Origin of the sequence: Stutzerimonas stutzeri (genome assembly GCF_024448985.1) — a bacterium.
Lineage (GTDB): Bacteria > Pseudomonadota > Gammaproteobacteria > Pseudomonadales > Pseudomonadaceae > Stutzerimonas > Stutzerimonas stutzeri_AP.
In genome coordinates this window covers 1-17,164 of the sequence record NZ_JAMOII010000004.1, presented here as the reverse complement: position 1 = coordinate 17,164, position 17,164 = coordinate 1, and the positions used below count along the sequence as shown (strand labels likewise).

Sequence of the window (17,164 nt, the reverse complement as noted above, 5' to 3'; positions counted from 1 at the left end):
GTGCGAATCAAGCTGATCGCGGTAGGTTCGAAGATGCCGCGCTGGGTCGAGGATGGCTGGCATGAATACGCCAAGCGTCTGCCCTCGGAGCTGCCTCTGGAGCTGCATGAAATATCGCTCAACACACGCGGCAAGAATGCCGACGTAGCGCGGTTGATTCGCCAGGAAGGCGAAGCCATGCTGGCGAAGGTGCAGCCCGGCGAGCGCATCGTCACCCTGGAAGTGACGGGCCGACCGTGGAGCACCGAGCAGCTGGCGGCCGAGTTGGAACGTTGGCGGCTCGATGCGCGCAACGTCAACCTGATGGTTGGCGGGCCGGAGGGCCTGGCCCCTGAGGTCTGCGCGCGTAGCGAACAGCGCTGGTCGCTGTCGCCGCTGACATTGCCGCACCCGCTTGTACGCATTTTGATCGGCGAGCAGATCTATCGCGCCTGGACATTGCTGTCGGGCCACCCTTACCACAAGTAGTACGGCCAAACCCAAGATGTCCCAGCCGATACCCCTCAAGGACCACGAAAAGGATGCCCGTCTGGTGCGCCAGCGCGTGCTTGTGGGTGCGGCATTCGTGCTGCTGCTCACCGGCGTGCTGATCGCGCGTATGTATTACCTGCAGGTCGTGCAGTATCAGCACCATTCGACGCTCTCGGAAAACAACCGCGTCCATGTCCAGCCCATTCCGCCGAACAGAGGGCTGATCTTCGATCGGACCGGCAAGATCATTGCTGACAACCGTCCGAGTTTCAGCCTGACGGTGACGCGCGAGCGCGCCGAGGACTGGCGCAAGACGCTGGACACCGTGGTCGAGGTGCTCGAGTTGTCGAGCGAGGAGCGCGAGCTGTTCGAAAAGCGCGTGCTGCAAGGGCGTCGACCCTTCGAGCCGGTGCCGATCATGTACGAACTGTCGGAGGAGCAGATCGCGCGCATCGCCGTCGACCAGTTCCGACTGCCAGGCGTCGAGGTCGCGGCGCAATTGGTTCGGCATTACCCGCAGCGCGAGCACTTCGCGCACTCGGTCGGCTATGTCGGGCGCATCAACGAGGCGGAGCTCAAGCGGCTCGATCCAGTCAATTACAGCGGCACCCATCACATCGGCAAGACCGGCATCGAGCGATTCTATGAAGACTCATTGCATGGACAGGTGGGTTACGAGGAGGTGGAAACGAATGCGCGCGGGCGCGTGCTGCGGGTGCTCAAACGCACCGATCCGATTCCGGGCAAGGACATCACCCTGACGCTCGACCTGGACTTGCAGGAGGCCGCCGAAGCCGCGCTGGCGGGGCGCCGCGGGGCTGTGGTTGCATTGCAGCCGGCAACCGGTGAGGTGCTGGCAATGGTCAGTCAGCCGAGTTTCGATCCTAATCTGTTCGTTACCGGCATCAGCTTCAAGGCCTATGGCGAACTGCGCGATTCCATCGACCAGCCGCTGTTCAACCGCGTGCTGCGCGGCCTGTATCCGCCTGGGTCGACTATCAAGCCGATGATGGCGGTGGCAGGTCTTGATGCCGGCGTGGTAACTGAAAACAGCAAAGTGTTCGATCCCGGTTTTTTCCAGCTGCCGAATGTGAAGCACAAGTACCGCAACTGGAACCGGGGCGGCGATGGCTGGGTAGATCTGGAAACGGCGATCTATCGCTCAAACGACACCTATTTCTACGACATGGCCCATAAGATGGGCATCGATCGGATGCACGAGTACATGACTCGTTTCGGCATCGGTCAACGTGTGTCGCTGGACATGTTCGAAGAAACTGCGGGCCTGATGCCGTCCAGGGAATGGAAGCGTGCGCGTTACCGCCAGCCCTGGTATCCGGGCGAAACCGTCATTCTGGGGATCGGACAGGGCTATATGCAGACCACGCCATTGCAGCTGGCTCAGGCGACCTCGTTGATGGCCACTCATGGCAAGTGGATTCGGCCGCATCTGGCGAAAAGCATCGAGGGCGTGTACCCGGTCGATCCGGAGCCGATGCCGGATATCGAGTTGCGTGACCCAGACTACTGGGATGCCGCCATCGACGGCATGGTAGCGGTTCTGCACGGCGCTCGCGGGACTGCGAAAAAGGTGGGCGATACGGCTAGCTATCGTATTGCCGGTAAGAGCGGTACCGCACAGGTTGTTGCCATCAAGCAAGGCGAGCGATACGACAGCGAGAAGCTTGCCGAACGGCATCGTGACCATGCGCTGTTCGTCGCGTTCGCGCCGGTGCATGACCCGCAAATTGCGGTGGCGGTGATGGTCGAAAACGGTGAGTCCGGCTCTGGTGTCGCCGCCCCGGTTGCCAAGCAGGTCATGGATGCCTGGTTGTTGAACGAGGCGGGCGAACTGAAAGCCGAGTATGCGCCGCCACTGACGGCCGAGGTGGAAAAGCCATGAGCGGGACGTTTGATCGTACGTTGTCGACCACCGATGTGATGCGCCGCCGCGCGACGCTGTTGCAGCGCATGCACATCGATGGCGTGCTGCTGTTGCTCCTGCTGTCACTCGCAGCGGGCAGTCTATTCGTTCTTTATTCGGCCGGCGGCAAGAACTGGGATCTGCTGATCAAACAGGCCTCCTCGTTCGGCATAGGTCTGACGGCCATGCTGCTCATCGCTCAGCTGGAACCGAGATTCATGGCGCGCTGGGTGCCGCTCGGCTATCTTGGTGTCGTTGCGCTGCTCTTGGCGGTGGAGTTCGTGGGCTATACGGCAATGGGCGCGACCCGCTGGATCAACATTCCTGGTGTGATTCGCTTCCAGCCGTCGGAATTCATGAAGATCATCATGCCGATGACCATTGCCTGGTACCTGTCCACCCGCGCACTGCCTCCCGGTATCAAGCACACCATCATCAGTCTCTGCCTGATCCTGGTGCCCTTCGTGCTGATTCTCAAACAACCTGACCTGGGCACCTCGCTGCTGGTGCTGGTTTCCGGTGCCTTCGTGCTGTTCATTGCCGGGCTGCGCTGGCGCTGGGTCCTAGGCGCGATTGCGGCGCTCGTGCCCATCGCTGTCGGCATGTGGTATTTCGTCCTGCACAACTACCAGAAGCAGCGTGTGCATACCTTCCTCGATCCTGAAAGCGATCCGCTGGGGACTGGCTGGAACATCATCCAGTCAAAGGCGGCGATCGGCTCAGGCGGCGTCTTCGGCAAGGGCTGGCTGCTCGGCACCCAGTCGCATCTGGATTTTTTGCCGGAAAGCCATACGGACTTTATCATTGCGGTCCTGGCCGAGGAGTTCGGCCTGGTTGGCGTCTGTCTGCTGCTATTGCTCTATCTTCTGCTGATCGCACGGGGGTTGGTCATCACGGTTCAGGCACAGACATTGTTCGGCAAGCTGCTTGCCGGCGCGCTGACCATGACGTTCTTCGTTTACGTCTTCATCAATATCGGGATGGTCAGCGGATTGTTGCCGGTCGTAGGGGTCCCGCTGCCCTTTATCAGTTTTGGTGGCACTTCATTGGTGACCCTGCTATCAGGGTTCGGGGTTTTGATGTCGATCCACACCCATCGCAAGTGGATCGCGCAGGTTTGAATAGAGTGAATTTCTTGAATCCATTACGACGTGGCTGGTTGGCACGAGTGCTCTGCGGAGCGGGTCTGTTCGGTGTGGTTGGCGGAGTTCCGGCGGCGTTAGCGGCAGACTATCAGGGCGAAAAGGTCGCCGAATTCGTGCGTGAAATGACTCATGACTACGGCTTCGCCAGCGAGCAGTTGCTTGAAATACTGGCCGAAGCGGAGCGTAAACAGGCAATTCTCGATGCCATCTCTCGCCCAGCGGAGCGCGTGAAACCCTGGAAGGAATACCGGCCAATCTTCATCACCGATTCGCGCGTGGCTCAGGGCGTCGACTTCTGGCGTGAAAATGAGGCTGCGCTAACGCGGGCCGAGCAGGATTACGGCGTGCCGGCCGAAGTGATCGTCTCGATTATCGGCGTTGAGACTTTCTATGGCCGCAACACCGGCAGCTATCGTGTCATCGACGCGCTGACGACCTTGGGCTTCGATTATCCGCCGCGCCAGCCATTCTTCCGTCAGCAGCTCAAGGAGTTTCTGCTGCTGGCTCGCGAAGAACAGGTCGATCCGCTGGCCTTGACTGGCTCCTATGCAGGTGCGATGGGGCTACCGCAATTCATGCCGAGCAGCTTTCGCGCCTACGCCGTGGACTTCGATGACGACGGTCGTATCGACATCTGGAAGAATCCGGTCGATGCCATCGGCAGTGCCGCCAATTACTTCAAGCAGCACGGCTGGGTTGCCGATGCACCTGTGGTCGCCAAGGCTACGGTCAATGGCGAGCGGTACGGTGATGGCCTGACCGAAGGACTCGAACCGGTCAAGAATGCTGCCGAGCTACGCCAGCTCGGCTGGCAGTGGCAGACCGAGGCGGAACTCGCAGACGACACGGCCGTAACCGCCTTCCGACTGGACGGCGCTGAGGGTGATGAATACTGGGTAGGCTTGCCCAATTTCTACGTCATCACACGTTACAACCGCAGCGTGATGTACGCCATGGCAGTGCATCAGCTTGCCGAGCAACTGGCCCAGGCACGAGGCGTGCAATGATTGCTCGTCTGCTGGCGGTGTCTGCCGTTCTCGTGCTCGTGGCGGGTTGCGCCTCTTCACCGACACCGCCACAGCCTTCGACGCCTGCGCCGAGCACGGGTATCAGCGGCCCTGATAACTATTCACGGCCACACAAGGACGGCGCGCCTTGGTGGGACGTCGACGTTTCGGCCATTCCGGACGCGACGCCCGTGCCGCATAACGGCCCGTTCAAAGCCAATCCCTACACCGTATTGGGCAAGACCTATTATCCGATCGGTGATGGACGCAACTATCAGGCAACCGGTACGGCATCCTGGTACGGCACCAAGTTTCACGGTCAGCCCACCGCCAATGGCGAGAAGTACGACCTATACGGCATGAGCGCAGCGCACAAGACGTTGCCGCTGCCCAGCTACGTCCGGGTGACCAACGTCGACAATGGCAAGGCCGTGGTGCTGCGGGTTAACGATCGCGGCCCGTTCTACTCGGACCGTATCATCGACCTGTCCTTCGCCGCGGCGAAAAAGCTAGGCTATGCGGAGACAGGAACCGCCCGGGTCAAGGTCGAAGGTATCGACCCCGAGCAGTGGTGGGCCGAGCGCGGCCAGTCTGCGCCGATGGTCCTGGCGCAGCCGCAGAAGGTCGCCGGTCAGCCCGCTGGTCGCTCGCTGTCACAGCCTGTCGAACAGTACACTCCTCCGCCAGCGCAGCATGCCGGCGCTACCTTGCCGGTGCAGATCGATCGCGGCAACACGATTGCTGCAGGCCAGTCCGGAGTGTTTCTGCAGGTCGGTGCGTTTGCCAATCCGGATGCCGCCCAGCTGCTACGCGACAAGCTCAGCGGCATGACTACGGCACCGGTATTCGTCAGTTCGGTGGTTCATCAGGAGCAGGTTTTGCACCGGGTGCGCCTCGGGCCGATCGACTCGCCGGATGAGGCTGCGCAGCTGGAGCAGAGCGTCCGCCTTGCCAATCTGGGAAATCCGCGGCGTGTGAGTGGCGAATGAGGCCACTCCATGTCTTGGCCAAGCGCCGTTTGTTTTTGTCTACACCACTTCTGAGAGCGCAATGACTATAACCACCTTCGTGCACCGCCTGTTCCTCCTCGCCGTGTTGGCCGTCGCGCCCGCCGCTTGGGCCGCGCCGATCATTCCGTCACCGCCGCAACTGGCTGCAAAGTCCTACGTTCTGATGGACGCGGCCAGCGGCAAGGTGCTGGTCGAAAATGCAGGTGACGAGCGTTTGCCACCGGCGAGCCTGACCAAGCTGATGACGGCGTACATCGCGACGCTGGAAATCAATAAGGGTCAGATATCCGAAAGCGATATGGTCACCGTCAGCGAGAAGGCCTGGCGTACCGGCGGCTCCCGGATGTTCATCCAGGTCAACACGCAGGTTTCGGTCGATGACCTGCTGCACGGCATCATCATCCAGTCCGGTAACGACGCCAGTGTGGCGATAGCCGAGCATATCGCCGGCAGCGAAGAAGCCTTCGCTGATCTCATGAACAGTGCGGCCCAGCGGTTGGGCATGACCAATACCCACTTCGTGAACGCCACCGGCCTGCCTCATCCGGATCACTATTCATCGGCTGCCGACATGGCCAAGCTGGCGCGCGCGATTATTTACGAGGATCCGGCGCATTACGGCATCTATGCGCAGAAAGAATTCTTCTGGAATAACATCAAGCAACCCAACCGCAATCTGCTGCTGTGGCGGGACAAGACCGTCGATGGCCTTAAAACCGGACATACCGAAGAGGCGGGCTACTGCCTGGTGGCGTCGGCAGTACGGGACGACATGCGTTTGATCAGCGTCGTGTTCGGCACCAACAGCGAGCAGGCCCGCGCCGCCGAGACGCAGAAGCTACTGACCTACGGCTTCCGCTTCTTCGAGACCCGTACCTTCTACAAAAAGGGCGTCGAGCTGGCGACTTCCCGGGTCTGGAAAGGCCAGCAGGACCAGGTCAGCGCTGGGCTGGCGAATGACCTGACCCTGACCCTGCCGCGGGGCCAGATGGACAAACTGCAGGCCGGTCTGACGTTCAATCCCGAGCTGATGGCGCCGATCCAGCAGGGCGACGTAATCGGTAAGGTCGAAGTCAGTCTCGATGGACAGGTACTACAGAGCACCGACCTGATTGCCCTGCAGCCCGTGGAAGAAGGCGGGCTGTTCAGCCGTTTCTGGGATAGCATTCGTCTGTTCTTCTTCAATCTCTTCAACTGATACCACCTGAGCGCGCTCGGCTATCCGCCGGGCGTGCTTGCGGATCACGAGTCCGTCGTCATGACCGAAAGCAAAAGCGAAACACAGCCACCCAAAATCGAATTTCCCTGCGAGCGCTATCCGATCAAGGTGATCGGTGACGCGGGCGAGGGCTTCAGCGAGGCGGTGATAGAAGTGATCCGGCGTCATGCGCCGAACTTTGACGAAACCACCTTGTTGACGCGCGACAGCCGCAACGGGCGCTTTCTGTCCGTTCAGGTGCTGATCACCGCGACCAGCGTCGAGCAGTTGCAGGCGATTCACGTCGATCTGCGCGCTACCGGGCGCGTGCATATGGTGCTGTGATGGAAAGCGCTCCATCGGCACGCAACGTTACCGACAAGACGGTATTCAATTTCTCTGAATTTGGTGTTCGCTGATGGCTCCCGCAATGCTCGGTGTTCGTGACCTCGGGCTGGTCGAGTACGAGCCCACCTGGCAGGCCATGCAGCGCTTCACCAACGAGCGCGTCCCGACCACCGAAGATGAAATCTGGCTGTTGCAACATCCTCCTGTGTTTACCCAAGGACAGGCAGGTAAGGCCGAGCATCTATTGCTACCCGGCGATATTCCGGTGGTTCAGGTCGATCGCGGTGGCCAGGTGACCTACCACGGCCCCGGGCAGCTGGTGTGTTACCTGATGCTGGACGTCAGGCGATTGAGTATTGGCGTGCGTGAACTGGTTAGCCGTATCGAACAAAGCCTGATCGACCTGCTTGCCAGCTACGATGTGCACGCCGTAGCCAAGCCCGATGCGCCTGGCGTCTACGTTAACGGCGCGAAGATCGCATCCCTAGGCCTGCGCATCCGTAACGGGCGCTCGTTCCACGGCCTGGCGCTCAATGTGGATATGGATCTGGAACCCTTCAGGCGAATCAACCCCTGCGGCTACGCCGGCATGAGCATGACCCAGATGGCCGATCTGGTCGCTGGGCCAATAGAGTTTTCCGAGGTCAGTGCCCGCCTGCGTGATCAGCTGGTCAAGCACCTCGGCTACTCGCAGCAGCAGACGCTGACGGGCGCAATAGATGGCTAAGCCGGGCGCTTGCTCATCCAATGTGTGCGGGGCATGGCGGATATGAAACGCCTGTCCCCAGGCGAAGCCTAGGGGCAGGCGCTGTTCGACCCGATCAGTTCAGATTGAGGGTCGGAATCAGGCTGCTATCAAACGGCTGGCCCGGCACTGGCACCGGGGCGGCCAGGCCCAGGTTATTCTTCTCGAACACCCGGTCGGCTCGGTAGCTGGAGCGCACCAGCGGGCCGGCGGCGACTTCCATAAAACCTTTTCCTAGACCGATATCGCGGAAACGGTTGAATTCTTCCGGGCTGACCCAGCGCTTGACCGATAGGTGGTTGCGGGTCGGCTGCAGGTACTGGCCGAGGGTGAGGATGTCCACGCCGATGGCACGCAGGTCATCCATGGTCTGCAGTATTTCCTCGTCGCTTTCGCCCAGGCCCAGCATCAGGCTGGTCTTGGTCAGCACATCCGGGCGGTGGCGCTTGGCATGTTCCAGTGCGCGCAGGGTCTTCTCGTAGCCGGCGCGGGGGTCGCGCACTTCATGGGTCAGGCGTTTGACCGTCTCGACGTTCTGCGCGAAGACTTCCAGGCCGGAGTCCACTACGCGTTCGATGGCTTGCAGGTCGCCGTCGAAGTCCGGGGTCAGGGCCTCTACCACTACCTGCGGGGTGCGCTCCTTGATGGCGCGCACACAAGCGGCGTAGTGTGCGGCACCGCCGTCGTCCAGGTCATCGCGGTCCACCGAGGTCAGCACGATATAGCGCAGCGCCATCAGCTCCACCGACTTGGCGGTGTTTTGTGGCTCCTCCTGATCCAGCCAACCGTTGGGATTGCCAGTATCCACCGCGCAGAAACGGCACGCGCGGGTGCACACCGAGCCCATCAGCATGATGGTGGCGGTGCCGTTGGACCAGCATTCGCCCATGTTCGGGCAGTGGGATTCTTGGCATACGGTGCTCAGACGGTGTTCGCCGACATTGCGCTTGACCGCTTCGAAGCGGCTGCCGCTGGGTGCCTTGACCCGCAGCCACTTGGGCTTGGGTTCGAACACTTGGGGTTCGCTTGAGGCGCGGCGCTTCTGCCCGTCCTTGATCGCGGTGATGCCCTGAGTGGTGCGGAATTTTTCGCCGCTGGCAACGGTTTTGGGCTGGGAGGTATCGGACATCGGCTTTCTGGGCTCCGCTAGAGGCTCCGGGGACGAGGCGGTTTGTGGCCGCGGCGCAGTTTATCACAGGCACTGACCGTTCAGTCCGTCTAGCGTCGTGCAGTCCAGGCCGGCAGCCAGCCGCCGAACACGCGGGTTTCAATCTTGCAACTGGCTGGCGAACTGCTCAGCTCAGCACTACGGTGAGCGTGGCGCACCGGCCACTCGGCAGCGGAGCTGGCCGATGTGTATGCCGCGCTCATCCTCGCAGCTGACCTACCGGCCAGCGCTCCGCGTGCATTATTAAGAGGCGGTACTGTCGGTCAGGAATGGGCTACCGAAGCTGCGTGATCTGCCTGGAGAGATGGGTGGCTCGGGGCAGAGCATGGCCGAGTAGTTCGGCCATGCTCGCTACGGCTCCGCCCGCAACCGACCTAGCAGCTCCTGAGTCGGATGGCCGTCAGCGGGCCAGCCGAGTTGCTGCTGAAATCCCCGAATGGCGCTGCGAGTGTTGGCGCCGATGATGCCATCCGCTGTGCCGGGATCGAAGCCTTGCTTGAGCAGGCGCTCCTGCAGCTCCACTCGTTCCGACCGGCTCAGTGGCTGTTCGCCCAACGGCCAACTGCCCCGCACTTTGCCGGCACCATCGAAACGCTCCGAAAGCAGTCCGATTGCCAGCGCATAGGAGGAGGAATTGTTGTAACGCAGGATCGAGCGGAAATTATCCAGAATCAAGAAGGCTGGGCCGCGATGGCCCGCCGGAAGCAACAGGCTGGCCGTAGCGTCATCATTGCCCGTCGGCACATCGCGCAAGCCCATGGCGCGCCAGGCAGCCAGCGACTTGCGCAGGCTGCTGTCGGCGAGGGCATAGTCGAATCCTTCCGGCAGCTGGACTTCGAATCCCCACGGCTGCCCGGCTTGCCAGCCCGACGCCTGAAGGTAATGAGCGGCTGAAGCCAGCGCGTCGGCCGAGCTGTTCCAGATGTCCCGGCGACCGTCCCCGTCGAAATCCACCGCATGGGTGTTATAGGTCGTCGGAATGAATTGTGTCTGGCCCATGGCGCCAGCCCAGGAGCCGCGTAGCTGAGAGGGCTCGACGTCACCATGCGCGAGGATGTCCAGCGCCGCCAGCAGCTGGCTCTTGGCGAACCCTGGCCGGCGACCTTCGTGTGCGAGGGTCGCCAGCGAACGGATCACCGGCTTGTCGCCCATGATCTGCCCAAAGCTGCTCTCCAGCCCCCAGATAGCAACGAGAGTGTTGCGGTCGACGCTGTAGCGCGCTTCGATCTCATCCAGGGTCTTGGTGTGCTGTTGAAGCAGGCGCTGACCACCTTGCACGCGCTGGGCCGACAGTGCGCCTTCCAGGTATTGCCATACTGGACGGGAGAACTCCGGCTGGCTGCGGTCGGCAGCAATGATGCTGGGATCGGGGGTGACGCCTTCAAATGCGCGATCAAACAGATCGGCGGACACGCCGGCTTGCAGCGCCTCGTTGCGGAATTCATCTCGCCATTCGGCGAAGGTCTGCTGCTTCGCAGGCGCGATCTGCGACTGTGGGGCTGTGGTGGCATCAGTGGCGGGCTGCGCGACTTGCTGGTCGGAGCGCTCTGCCGGGGCCTGATCGACAGGCTCGGCGGCACAGGCGACCATGATGCTCAGCGCGGATCCGGCAATCAGGGTACGCAGCAGCAGTACGGGAACGAAGGCGTAAAACATGTACCACTCTCGGCAGGTCATCGGCAGGTGACCTTATCACGCTTTGAATTGCTTGGCTTTTCACGCCGCCAGAAGGACCGAAGCCTCCCAGTGGGAGGCTTCGCGACGGTAACTACCTTTGCCTTTTTTCGGCTGTTCCTGGCGGCTGCGGAACAGGGGTTGCGCCACCAGTGACTTGGCCTTGTTCGGCCGCTTGCGGTTCTTTGTCATGGGCTTTTCTCTGCTATTTGGGACACGGCCGCATCATAGGCGTTGTGCAAGAAATGTCCAGGTGCAACAGCGGCCGAACACGTTCGGCCTACGGGTCAGATGCGTGGATGCGGTTGGTGGGTGTACGTGGACGACCGCAAGGTTGTAGGCCGGAGGGGTTAGCACTACAAGCGCCGATCGTAGGGCCGAACGTGTTCGGCCTCGTCTGCGCGGTCAAAGATACCGTCGGTAGCGAACAGGCTAAACCCCGATTCGCCGTCCGCTCAGTTGCAAGCAAAGATTCGTCAGGCCGATCCAGGGATCGCCTTCGGCCTGCCCTTTGATCTGTTCGTCGATCTGCTGTGCGTTCATCAGCAGGCGCTGCCAGCCGGCCGCGTCATGCCGCTGCAGCGCCTTGCTGACCAGCGGCTTGCGTTTGTCCCACACCGGGGGGCGGGCCTGACTGAAGGCGCGGTCCAGCGGCACGCCCTGACTGTATTGCTGGGCAATGTTGGCGAGTTGGCGAACCTCGCGAGCCACAGCCCAGAGAATGACCGCCGCCTCGACGCCTTCGCCGCGCAGGCCCGTCAGTATCTGCAGGATGTGCTCCGGCTGCCCCAGCAATGCGGCATCGATGAGGCCGAATACGTCGTAGCGGGCACTGTCGGCGACGGCGGCCTGGACGGTTTCAACGGTGACCCGATCCGCCTCGGCGACCAGTTTGAGCTTTTCAATTTCCTGGGCGGCGGCGAGCAGGTTGCCTTCGATGCGTGCTGCGATCAGCTCAACCGCGTCCTGATCGGCGGCAAGCCCGGCGCTCGACAGGCGCTGGCGTATCCACTGCGGCAGTTGCTGGGCGTCGACGGGCCAGATCTGCAGAAACTGCACCTGCTTGCCATCGATCAGCGCCTTGGCCCATTTGGTCTTCTGCGTATTGCCGTCGAGCTTGGGCAGGGTGATCAGCAGTACGGTGTCCTCGGCGGGCCGCGCGAGGTAATCCATCAACGCCGCAGCGCCCTTGTCGCCGGGCTTGCCGTTGGGGATGCGCAGTTCCAGCAGGCGCTTCTCGGCAAACAGCGAGAGGCTTGCGCCCGCTTCGATGAGCAGGCCCCAATCGAAGCCGGTCTCGACGTTGAACACCTGACGCTCGCTGAAGTCCTGCTGGCGACAGGCGTTGCGAATGGCATCGCAGGCTTCCTGGCAGAGCAGGTGCTCGTCGCCGCTGACCACGTAGACCGGCGCTAGAGGGCCTTGCAGATGTTTGGCGAGCTGGGCGGGAGGTAATTTCATCGTGAGGGCGAGAGCCAGCGCTGGCTGGCTCCCGATCGGTCACTGGATAGGCAGTTCGACGGGTGATTGCTGCGGTTGCGAGGCCTGCTCGCGCATCTGTGCTTCGATGGCTTCGGCCTCGGCGCGTTTCTTCGCCTCGGCGGTCTGCTGCAGCTGATCGAGTTGCGCGGGGGTGATGCCACGGATGCGCATGCTCAGCTGTTGCAGAAGTTCACGACGCATTTCCTGGCGCAGCTGGTTCGCTTCCTGATCCGAACTGATCAGGTTGTTGCTGTCATGGACATAGACCTTCTGCACTTCGACGCTGTCCTGCAGCAGAACGGTGCTCTGCGGGCCGCGGAATTCATACGCGAGCACGCTGGTCAGCTCGTACTCGGCACTGCGCGCCGAGCTGGTATAGCTGGCGGTGCGCTGCTGGTTCTGCTCGCGCACCAGATCAAGCGTGTAGGGCGCACCAGGATGAACCCTGACGCCATTGTCCTTGAGCAGTTCTTCGAGTTGCTTGGCGGTCTCGCCATGACTGTTGCGCGCCTGCAGATTGATTTCCTCAAGGGCAAAGCTGGTTTCGCCAGTGCCACGCAGGTGGAAACCGCAGGCGCTCAACAGCAGGGTCAGGCCGACCACCACCAGATTGCGTTTGATCATCTTGTTATCCCCTTGCCAGCCCTGGCGCCCTGCGCCAAGGCGAATCAGTTAGCGACGATGTTGACCAGCTTGCCTGGCACCACGATGACCTTGCGAATCGTCAGGCCTTCGGTGAAGCGCACCACGTTCTCGTTGGCGCGTGCACTGGCTTCGACTTCTTCGCGCGAGGCGCTGGCCGGCACTTCGATCTGGCCGCGCAGCTTGCCGTTGACCTGTACCACCAGCGTCAGGTTGTCCTGCACCAGGGCGGACTCGTCGACCGTTGGCCATTGTGCGTCGATGACGGCGCCGGATTTGCCCAGCTGTTGCCAGAGTTCATGGCAAATGTGCGGTGTGATAGGTGCCAGCAGCAGGGCGACAGTTTCCAGCCCTTCCTGCATGAGTGCGCGATCTTGCTCGTTGCTGGCGGAGGCCTTCTCCAGCACATTCATCAGCGTCATCACCTGGGCGATGGCGGTGTTGAATTTGTGGTGCTGGCCGACATCGGTGCTGGCTTGCTTGATCGCCAGATGAATGGCACGGCGCACGGCTTTCTGCTCGTCGCTCAGGCTGGCGATGTCCAGCGTACCCGGCAGGCCGGCGCTGACATGGCTATGAGTCAGGCGCCAGACACGGCGCAGGAAACGGCTCGCACCTTCGACGCCGGAGTCGGACCATTCCAGGCTCATATCCGGCGGCGAGGCGAACATCATGAACAGGCGGCAGGTGTCGGCGCCGTAGGCATCGATCATCGCCTGAGGGTCGACGCCGTTGTTCTTCGATTTGGACATCTTCTCGGTGCCGCCAATTTCAACCGGCAGGCCGTCGCTGGCGAGCTTAGCGCCGATAACCTTGGCCTTGGCGTCACGCTCGACAATGACATCGGCCGGATTGAACCAGTCCTTGCCGCCGTTGGGCAGCGTGCGGTAGTAGGTGTCGGCGATGACCATGCCCTGGGTCAGCAGGTTTTTGAACGGCTCGTTGGAGCTGACCAGCCCCTCGTCACGCATCAGCTTATGGAAGAAGCGCGCATACAGCAGGTGCAGGATGGCGTGTTCAATGCCGCCGATGTATTGGTCCACCGGCAGCCAGTGGTTGGCGGCTTTCGGGTCGACCATGCCCTGGTCGTAGTTCGGGCTGGCGTAGCGGGCGAAGTACCAGGACGACTCGACGAAGGTGTCCATGGTGTCGGTTTCGCGCCGGGCCGGCTTGCCGCAGCTGGGGCAGCTGCAGTCGTAGAATTCGGGCATTTTCGCCAGCGGCGAACCGGCGCCATCTGGCACCACGTCTTCGGGCAGTTTGACCGGCAGCTGGTCTTCCGGCACCGGTACGTCGCCGCAGCTTTCGCAATGGATGATGGGAATCGGGCAGCCCCAGTAACGCTGGCGGCTGATGCCCCAGTCGCGCAGGCGGAACTGGGTGCGCGCCTGGCCGAGGCCTTTCTTCTGCAGGGCGACTTCCATGGCATCGAAGGCGCCGTCGAAATCCAGCCCGTCGAATTCGCCGGAATTGATCAGCTCGCCGTGCTCGCCATAGGCGTCGTTCCAAGGCGTAGGCGTCTCGTCGCCTGCGCTGGTGCGCACCACCGGCTTGATCGGCAGGTCGTATTTGGTGGCGAAGGCGAAGTCGCGCTCGTCATGGGCGGGCACCGCCATCACCGCGCCTTCGCCGTAGTTCATCAGTACGTAGTTGGCGACCCACACCGGCAGCAGTTCGCCGGTCAGCGGGTGCTGCACGCGCAGGGCGGTGGGCAGGCCTTTCTTCTCCTGGGTGGCGATGTCGGCTTCGGCCACGCCGCCACGCTTGCATTCGTCGATGAAGGCTTGCAGTTCAGGATCTTTCTGCGCGGCGAGGGTCGCCAGCGGATGTTCGGCGGCCACGGCGACGTAGGTGGCACCCATCAGAGTATCGGGGCGCGTGGTGAAGACTTTCATCACGCCTTCGCTGCCGATGCTCGCCACGTCGTAGGGGAAACTGATTTCCATGCCGCGCGACTTGCCGATCCAGTTGCGCTGCATGGTCTTGACCTGTTCCGGCCAGCCATCCAGCTCGTCCAGGCTCTCCAGCAGCTCATCGGCGTAGGCGGTGATCTTGAAGTAATACATGGGGATTTCGCGCTTCTCGATCAGCGCGCCCGAACGCCAGCCACGGCCGTCGATGACCTGCTCGTTGGCCAGTACGGTCTGGTCCACCGGGTCCCAGTTCACCGTGCCGTTCTTGCGGTAGATCACGCCCTTCTTGTACAGGCGGGTAAACAGCCATTGCTCCCAGCGGTAGTAGTCCGGCTTGCAGGTAGTGACTTCGCGCGTCCAGTCCACCGCCAGGCCCAGCGATTTGAGCTGGGTCTTCATGTACTGGATGTTCTCGTAGGTCCACTTGGCCGGCGCCACCTGGTTCTTCATCGCGGCGTTTTCAGCCGGCATGCCGAAGGCATCCCAGCCCATGGGCTGCAGTACGTTCTTGCCCTGCATGCGCTGGTAGCGCGCAATCACGTCGCCGATGGTGTAGTTGCGCACGTGGCCCATGTGTAGCTTGCCGCTGGGGTAGGGGAACATCGACAGGCAATAGAATGTGTCCTTGCCGGGCTGTTCGCTCACTTCAAAGGATTTCTGCGAATCCCAGTGGGACTGCGCGGCGGCTTCGATTTCGCGGGGCTGATACTGTTCGTGCATGGCTACTGGCGTTGAATAGGGGCTGGCTGTTCGCGAAGCGGCGACGGGCTGCGGAAATGCCGGGTCGGGACCTGGCGAACGGCGGCGCAACGGGCTGGATGCGAAAGCATGGAAGCTCCGTAGCATACATGACCCCCAGCGACCGAGGGAAACCCGATTTGCCGGGAGCCACGCGGGCCCGTTTGTCGCTCGCGGTGGTGTCGTTCGAGTCTGAGCTACGCTTGTACAGGGGGCGGGACGAACGGAGGTGAATCATGGGTGGAGAGCGCGAAGCGGATGAGGGCAACCTATACGGGCGTGTACTGCAGCGGTTGACCCTGGCGCTGGAAGAGGCGGAACGAGCAGCAGGCGGTAATGCCAGTGCGGCGACCGAACTGGAGGTCGGCGGGCTGACGCCTGCCGAGTTCGAGTTGATCCGTGCCTATCTGCAACAGGATTCGCAGTGGCTGTCGGGCTGGCATGCAGCGGCCGAAGAGCAGGCGCAGCTGGTGCGCCAGGCCGAGCGCCCGGCCCTGCGCAACGTGCTGCGCCATCATCCGGGCAAGCGAAGTAAGCAGGCACCGGTGTCGCTGCAGCAGTTCATGAGCTGTGCGCTCTGTGGTGCCTGCGTGACCTGGCCTGACGGGGCGGGCCCGGTCGCCTGCTCGGCCTGCGGTTCGCAATTGCTACGGGCTCGGCAGCGGTTGCATACCTACCCAAAGCATTGATGGCGTCCGCCTTACCGGACGGACGCCTCGGCAGGTAGAGTTGCAGCAACCAGAGTGCTGGAGCTGCGTATGCCGATTCGTTATTTCTTCAAACACCTATTGCTGCCACCGGGCGGCCTGCTTCTGCTGTTGCTTGCCGCCTGGTGGCTTCGGCGGCGAGCGCCGCGGCTGGCCGCGTTCTGTTTCGTGATCGGCTTCGGCGGGCTGTGGTTGATGAGCTTGCCAGTGACCGTCGAATGGGCAGCACGGGCATTGGAGCGCGAGCAGGCGCTGGAGTGGACCGATTGGGCCGAGCTTGGTCAGCAGGCGCAAGCCATCGTGGTGCTCGGCGCCGGTCGCGAGCAGGCTGATCCAGGCTGGGGCTCCGACCAGCCCAGCCATATCGCGCTCGAGCGACTGCGTTACGCATCGCGGTTGGCCAAGGCCTCGGGGCTAACGATCCTGGCCAGCGGCGGCCTGCACTATGGGCAACCGCCGAGCGAAGCCTTGCTGGCGGCCGAAGCGCTGCAGCGCGACTTCGCCACCCCGACACGCTGGCTGGAAGAGCAGAGTCGCACTACCTGGGAGAACGCGGTGTACAGCGCACAGATGCTCAAGACCGCGGGAATCGAGCGAATCGTACTGGTGACCTCGGCCTCGCATATGCCGCGGGCGCGCTGGTGTTTCGAGCAGTTCGGTCTGCAGGTGATAACCGCGCCGGTGGGCTTCCTTGGCGTGCCCAACGGGAGGCCGTTCGGTGGCTGGCTGCCCGAAACCAAAGCCGTCTGGCAGAACGGCATGCTGCTCAACGAAGCCGTCGGGATGCTGGTTTATCCATTGATTTATACGGCCCAGGAGGGCTAGGACAACAAGAGCGCTGGAGGCGGGACGAACGGCGGCCCGTTAGGTTACGCCTTCGGAGACCCGGATTACGCCTCCGGCTAATCCAGGCTACGGTCTGGTTTAACCGATTCTTTACGGAAAAGAGGATGATTAAAAAGCGCTGGAGGGCTGGGCGAAGGGGCATCCGC

16 protein-coding genes are annotated in these 17,164 nt (G+C 62.1%); 10 read left to right on the top strand and 6 right to left on the bottom strand.

Annotation, left to right across the window (positions count from 1 at the left end):
- The 8 genes from rlmH to lipB all read left to right on the top strand — a co-directional run bounded on the left by rlmH (position 1) and on the right by lipB (position 7,830).
- On the top strand, positions 1-468 hold the full coding sequence (gene rlmH / locus NA647_RS07420; RefSeq protein ID WP_025243223.1) for a 23S rRNA (pseudouridine(1915)-N(3))-methyltransferase RlmH: 468 nt from the start codon (positions 1-3) through the stop codon (positions 466-468).
- A gap of 16 nt (positions 469-484) precedes the next feature.
- Complete coding sequence (gene mrdA / locus NA647_RS07415; RefSeq protein ID WP_256057092.1) at positions 485-2,374, top strand: penicillin-binding protein 2; 1,890 nt, start codon at positions 485-487, stop codon at positions 2,372-2,374.
- The gene (gene rodA, locus NA647_RS07410) at positions 2,371-3,516 is read left to right on the top strand and encodes a rod shape-determining protein RodA (protein ID WP_272889599.1); all 1,146 of its coding nucleotides are present in this window, start codon (positions 2,371-2,373) and stop codon (positions 3,514-3,516) included. Before mrdA ends, rodA begins: the two co-directional genes overlap by 4 nt.
- Positions 3,517-3,563: 47 nt before the next feature.
- Positions 3,564-4,547, top strand: a complete 984-nt coding sequence (gene mltB / locus NA647_RS07405) for a lytic murein transglycosylase B (protein WP_256057294.1) — start codon at positions 3,564-3,566, stop codon at positions 4,545-4,547.
- Positions 4,544-5,536 (top strand): septal ring lytic transglycosylase RlpA family protein, encoded by a 993-nt coding sequence (locus tag NA647_RS07400; protein ID WP_256057091.1) that lies wholly within the window; start codon positions 4,544-4,546, stop codon positions 5,534-5,536. Before mltB ends, NA647_RS07400 begins: the two co-directional genes overlap by 4 nt.
- A 61-nt stretch (positions 5,537-5,597) precedes the next feature.
- Positions 5,598-6,755, top strand: a complete 1,158-nt coding sequence (locus NA647_RS07395) for a D-alanyl-D-alanine carboxypeptidase family protein (RefSeq protein ID WP_256047521.1) — start codon at positions 5,598-5,600, stop codon at positions 6,753-6,755.
- Between the two features lie 60 nt (positions 6,756-6,815).
- Positions 6,816-7,100, top strand: a complete 285-nt coding sequence (locus tag NA647_RS07390; RefSeq protein WP_256057090.1) for a DUF493 domain-containing protein — start codon at positions 6,816-6,818, stop codon at positions 7,098-7,100.
- A gap of 73 nt (positions 7,101-7,173) precedes the next feature.
- Positions 7,174-7,830 carry a lipoyl(octanoyl) transferase LipB gene (gene lipB, locus NA647_RS07385; protein WP_256057089.1) on the top strand — a complete coding sequence of 219 codons (657 nt, stop codon included), beginning with the start codon at positions 7,174-7,176 and terminating at the stop codon, positions 7,828-7,830.
- Between the two features lie 94 nt (positions 7,831-7,924).
- Here the strand turns inward: lipB and lipA are convergent, their stop codons facing one another.
- The 6 genes from lipA to leuS all read right to left on the bottom strand — a co-directional run bounded on the left by lipA (position 7,925) and on the right by leuS (position 15,447).
- The gene (lipA, locus tag NA647_RS07380; protein WP_256057088.1) at positions 7,925-8,977 is read right to left on the bottom strand and encodes a lipoyl synthase; all 1,053 of its coding nucleotides are present in this window, start codon (positions 8,975-8,977) and stop codon (positions 7,925-7,927) included.
- A 390-nt stretch (positions 8,978-9,367) separates the two neighbouring features.
- A complete protein-coding gene (locus tag NA647_RS07375) occupies positions 9,368-10,672 on the bottom strand; it encodes a lytic murein transglycosylase (protein WP_256057087.1) in 1,305 nt (434 codons plus the stop codon).
- 60 nt (positions 10,673-10,732) lie between these two features.
- On the bottom strand, positions 10,733-10,882 hold the full coding sequence (gene arfA, locus NA647_RS07370; protein ID WP_256047526.1) for an alternative ribosome rescue factor ArfA: 150 nt from the start codon (positions 10,880-10,882) through the stop codon (positions 10,733-10,735).
- A gap of 240 nt (positions 10,883-11,122) precedes the next feature.
- Entirely contained in the window at positions 11,123-12,151 is a 1,029-nt protein-coding gene (gene holA, locus NA647_RS07365; RefSeq protein WP_256057086.1) for a DNA polymerase III subunit delta, read from the bottom strand.
- 39 nt (positions 12,152-12,190) lie between these two features.
- Entirely contained in the window at positions 12,191-12,796 is a 606-nt protein-coding gene (gene lptE / locus NA647_RS07360; protein ID WP_256057085.1) for an LPS assembly lipoprotein LptE, read from the bottom strand.
- Between the two features lie 44 nt (positions 12,797-12,840).
- Positions 12,841-15,447, bottom strand: a complete 2,607-nt coding sequence (leuS, locus tag NA647_RS07355) for a leucine--tRNA ligase (RefSeq protein WP_256057084.1) — start codon at positions 15,445-15,447, stop codon at positions 12,841-12,843.
- A gap of 254 nt (positions 15,448-15,701) precedes the next feature.
- On the opposite strand from leuS, the gene NA647_RS07350 reads away from it, so the two are divergent.
- Together NA647_RS07350 and NA647_RS07345 are read left to right on the top strand one after the other, a co-directional pair.
- Positions 15,702-16,154: a hypothetical protein gene (locus tag NA647_RS07350; RefSeq protein WP_256057083.1), complete on the top strand. Its 453-nt coding sequence runs from the start codon at positions 15,702-15,704 to the stop codon at positions 16,152-16,154.
- 69 nt (positions 16,155-16,223) lie between these two features.
- Positions 16,224-16,997 (top strand): YdcF family protein, encoded by a 774-nt coding sequence (locus NA647_RS07345; protein ID WP_256057082.1) that lies wholly within the window; start codon positions 16,224-16,226, stop codon positions 16,995-16,997.
- The last annotated feature ends 167 nt before the right edge of the window (positions 16,998-17,164 follow it).

Excerpts from the sequence above, each read along its gene's own strand:
- mrdA (WP_256057092.1), top strand. The coding sequence starts at position 485 with ATGTCCCAGCCGATACCCCTCAAGGACCACGAAAAGGATGCCCGTCTG.
- rodA (WP_272889599.1), top strand. The coding sequence starts at position 2,371 with ATGAGCGGGACGTTTGATCGTACGTTGTCGACCACCGATGTGATGCGC.
- NA647_RS07400 (WP_256057091.1), top strand. The coding sequence starts at position 4,544 with ATGATTGCTCGTCTGCTGGCGGTGTCTGCCGTTCTCGTGCTCGTGGCG.
- NA647_RS07395 (WP_256047521.1), top strand. The coding sequence starts at position 5,598 with ATGACTATAACCACCTTCGTGCACCGCCTGTTCCTCCTCGCCGTGTTG.
- NA647_RS07390 (WP_256057090.1), top strand. The coding sequence starts at position 6,816 with ATGACCGAAAGCAAAAGCGAAACACAGCCACCCAAAATCGAATTTCCC.
- lipB (WP_256057089.1), top strand. The coding sequence starts at position 7,174 with ATGGCTCCCGCAATGCTCGGTGTTCGTGACCTCGGGCTGGTCGAGTAC.
- lipA (WP_256057088.1), bottom strand. The coding sequence starts at position 8,977 with ATGTCCGATACCTCCCAGCCCAAAACCGTTGCCAGCGGCGAAAAATTC.
- NA647_RS07375 (WP_256057087.1), bottom strand. The coding sequence starts at position 10,672 with ATGTTTTACGCCTTCGTTCCCGTACTGCTGCTGCGTACCCTGATTGCC.
- arfA (WP_256047526.1), bottom strand. The coding sequence starts at position 10,882 with ATGACAAAGAACCGCAAGCGGCCGAACAAGGCCAAGTCACTGGTGGCG.
- holA (WP_256057086.1), bottom strand. The coding sequence starts at position 12,151 with ATGAAATTACCTCCCGCCCAGCTCGCCAAACATCTGCAAGGCCCTCTA.
- lptE (WP_256057085.1), bottom strand. The coding sequence starts at position 12,796 with ATGATCAAACGCAATCTGGTGGTGGTCGGCCTGACCCTGCTGTTGAGC.
- leuS (WP_256057084.1), bottom strand. The coding sequence starts at position 15,447 with ATGCACGAACAGTATCAGCCCCGCGAAATCGAAGCCGCCGCGCAGTCC.
- NA647_RS07350 (WP_256057083.1), top strand. The coding sequence starts at position 15,702 with ATGGGTGGAGAGCGCGAAGCGGATGAGGGCAACCTATACGGGCGTGTA.
- NA647_RS07345 (WP_256057082.1), top strand. The coding sequence starts at position 16,224 with ATGCCGATTCGTTATTTCTTCAAACACCTATTGCTGCCACCGGGCGGC.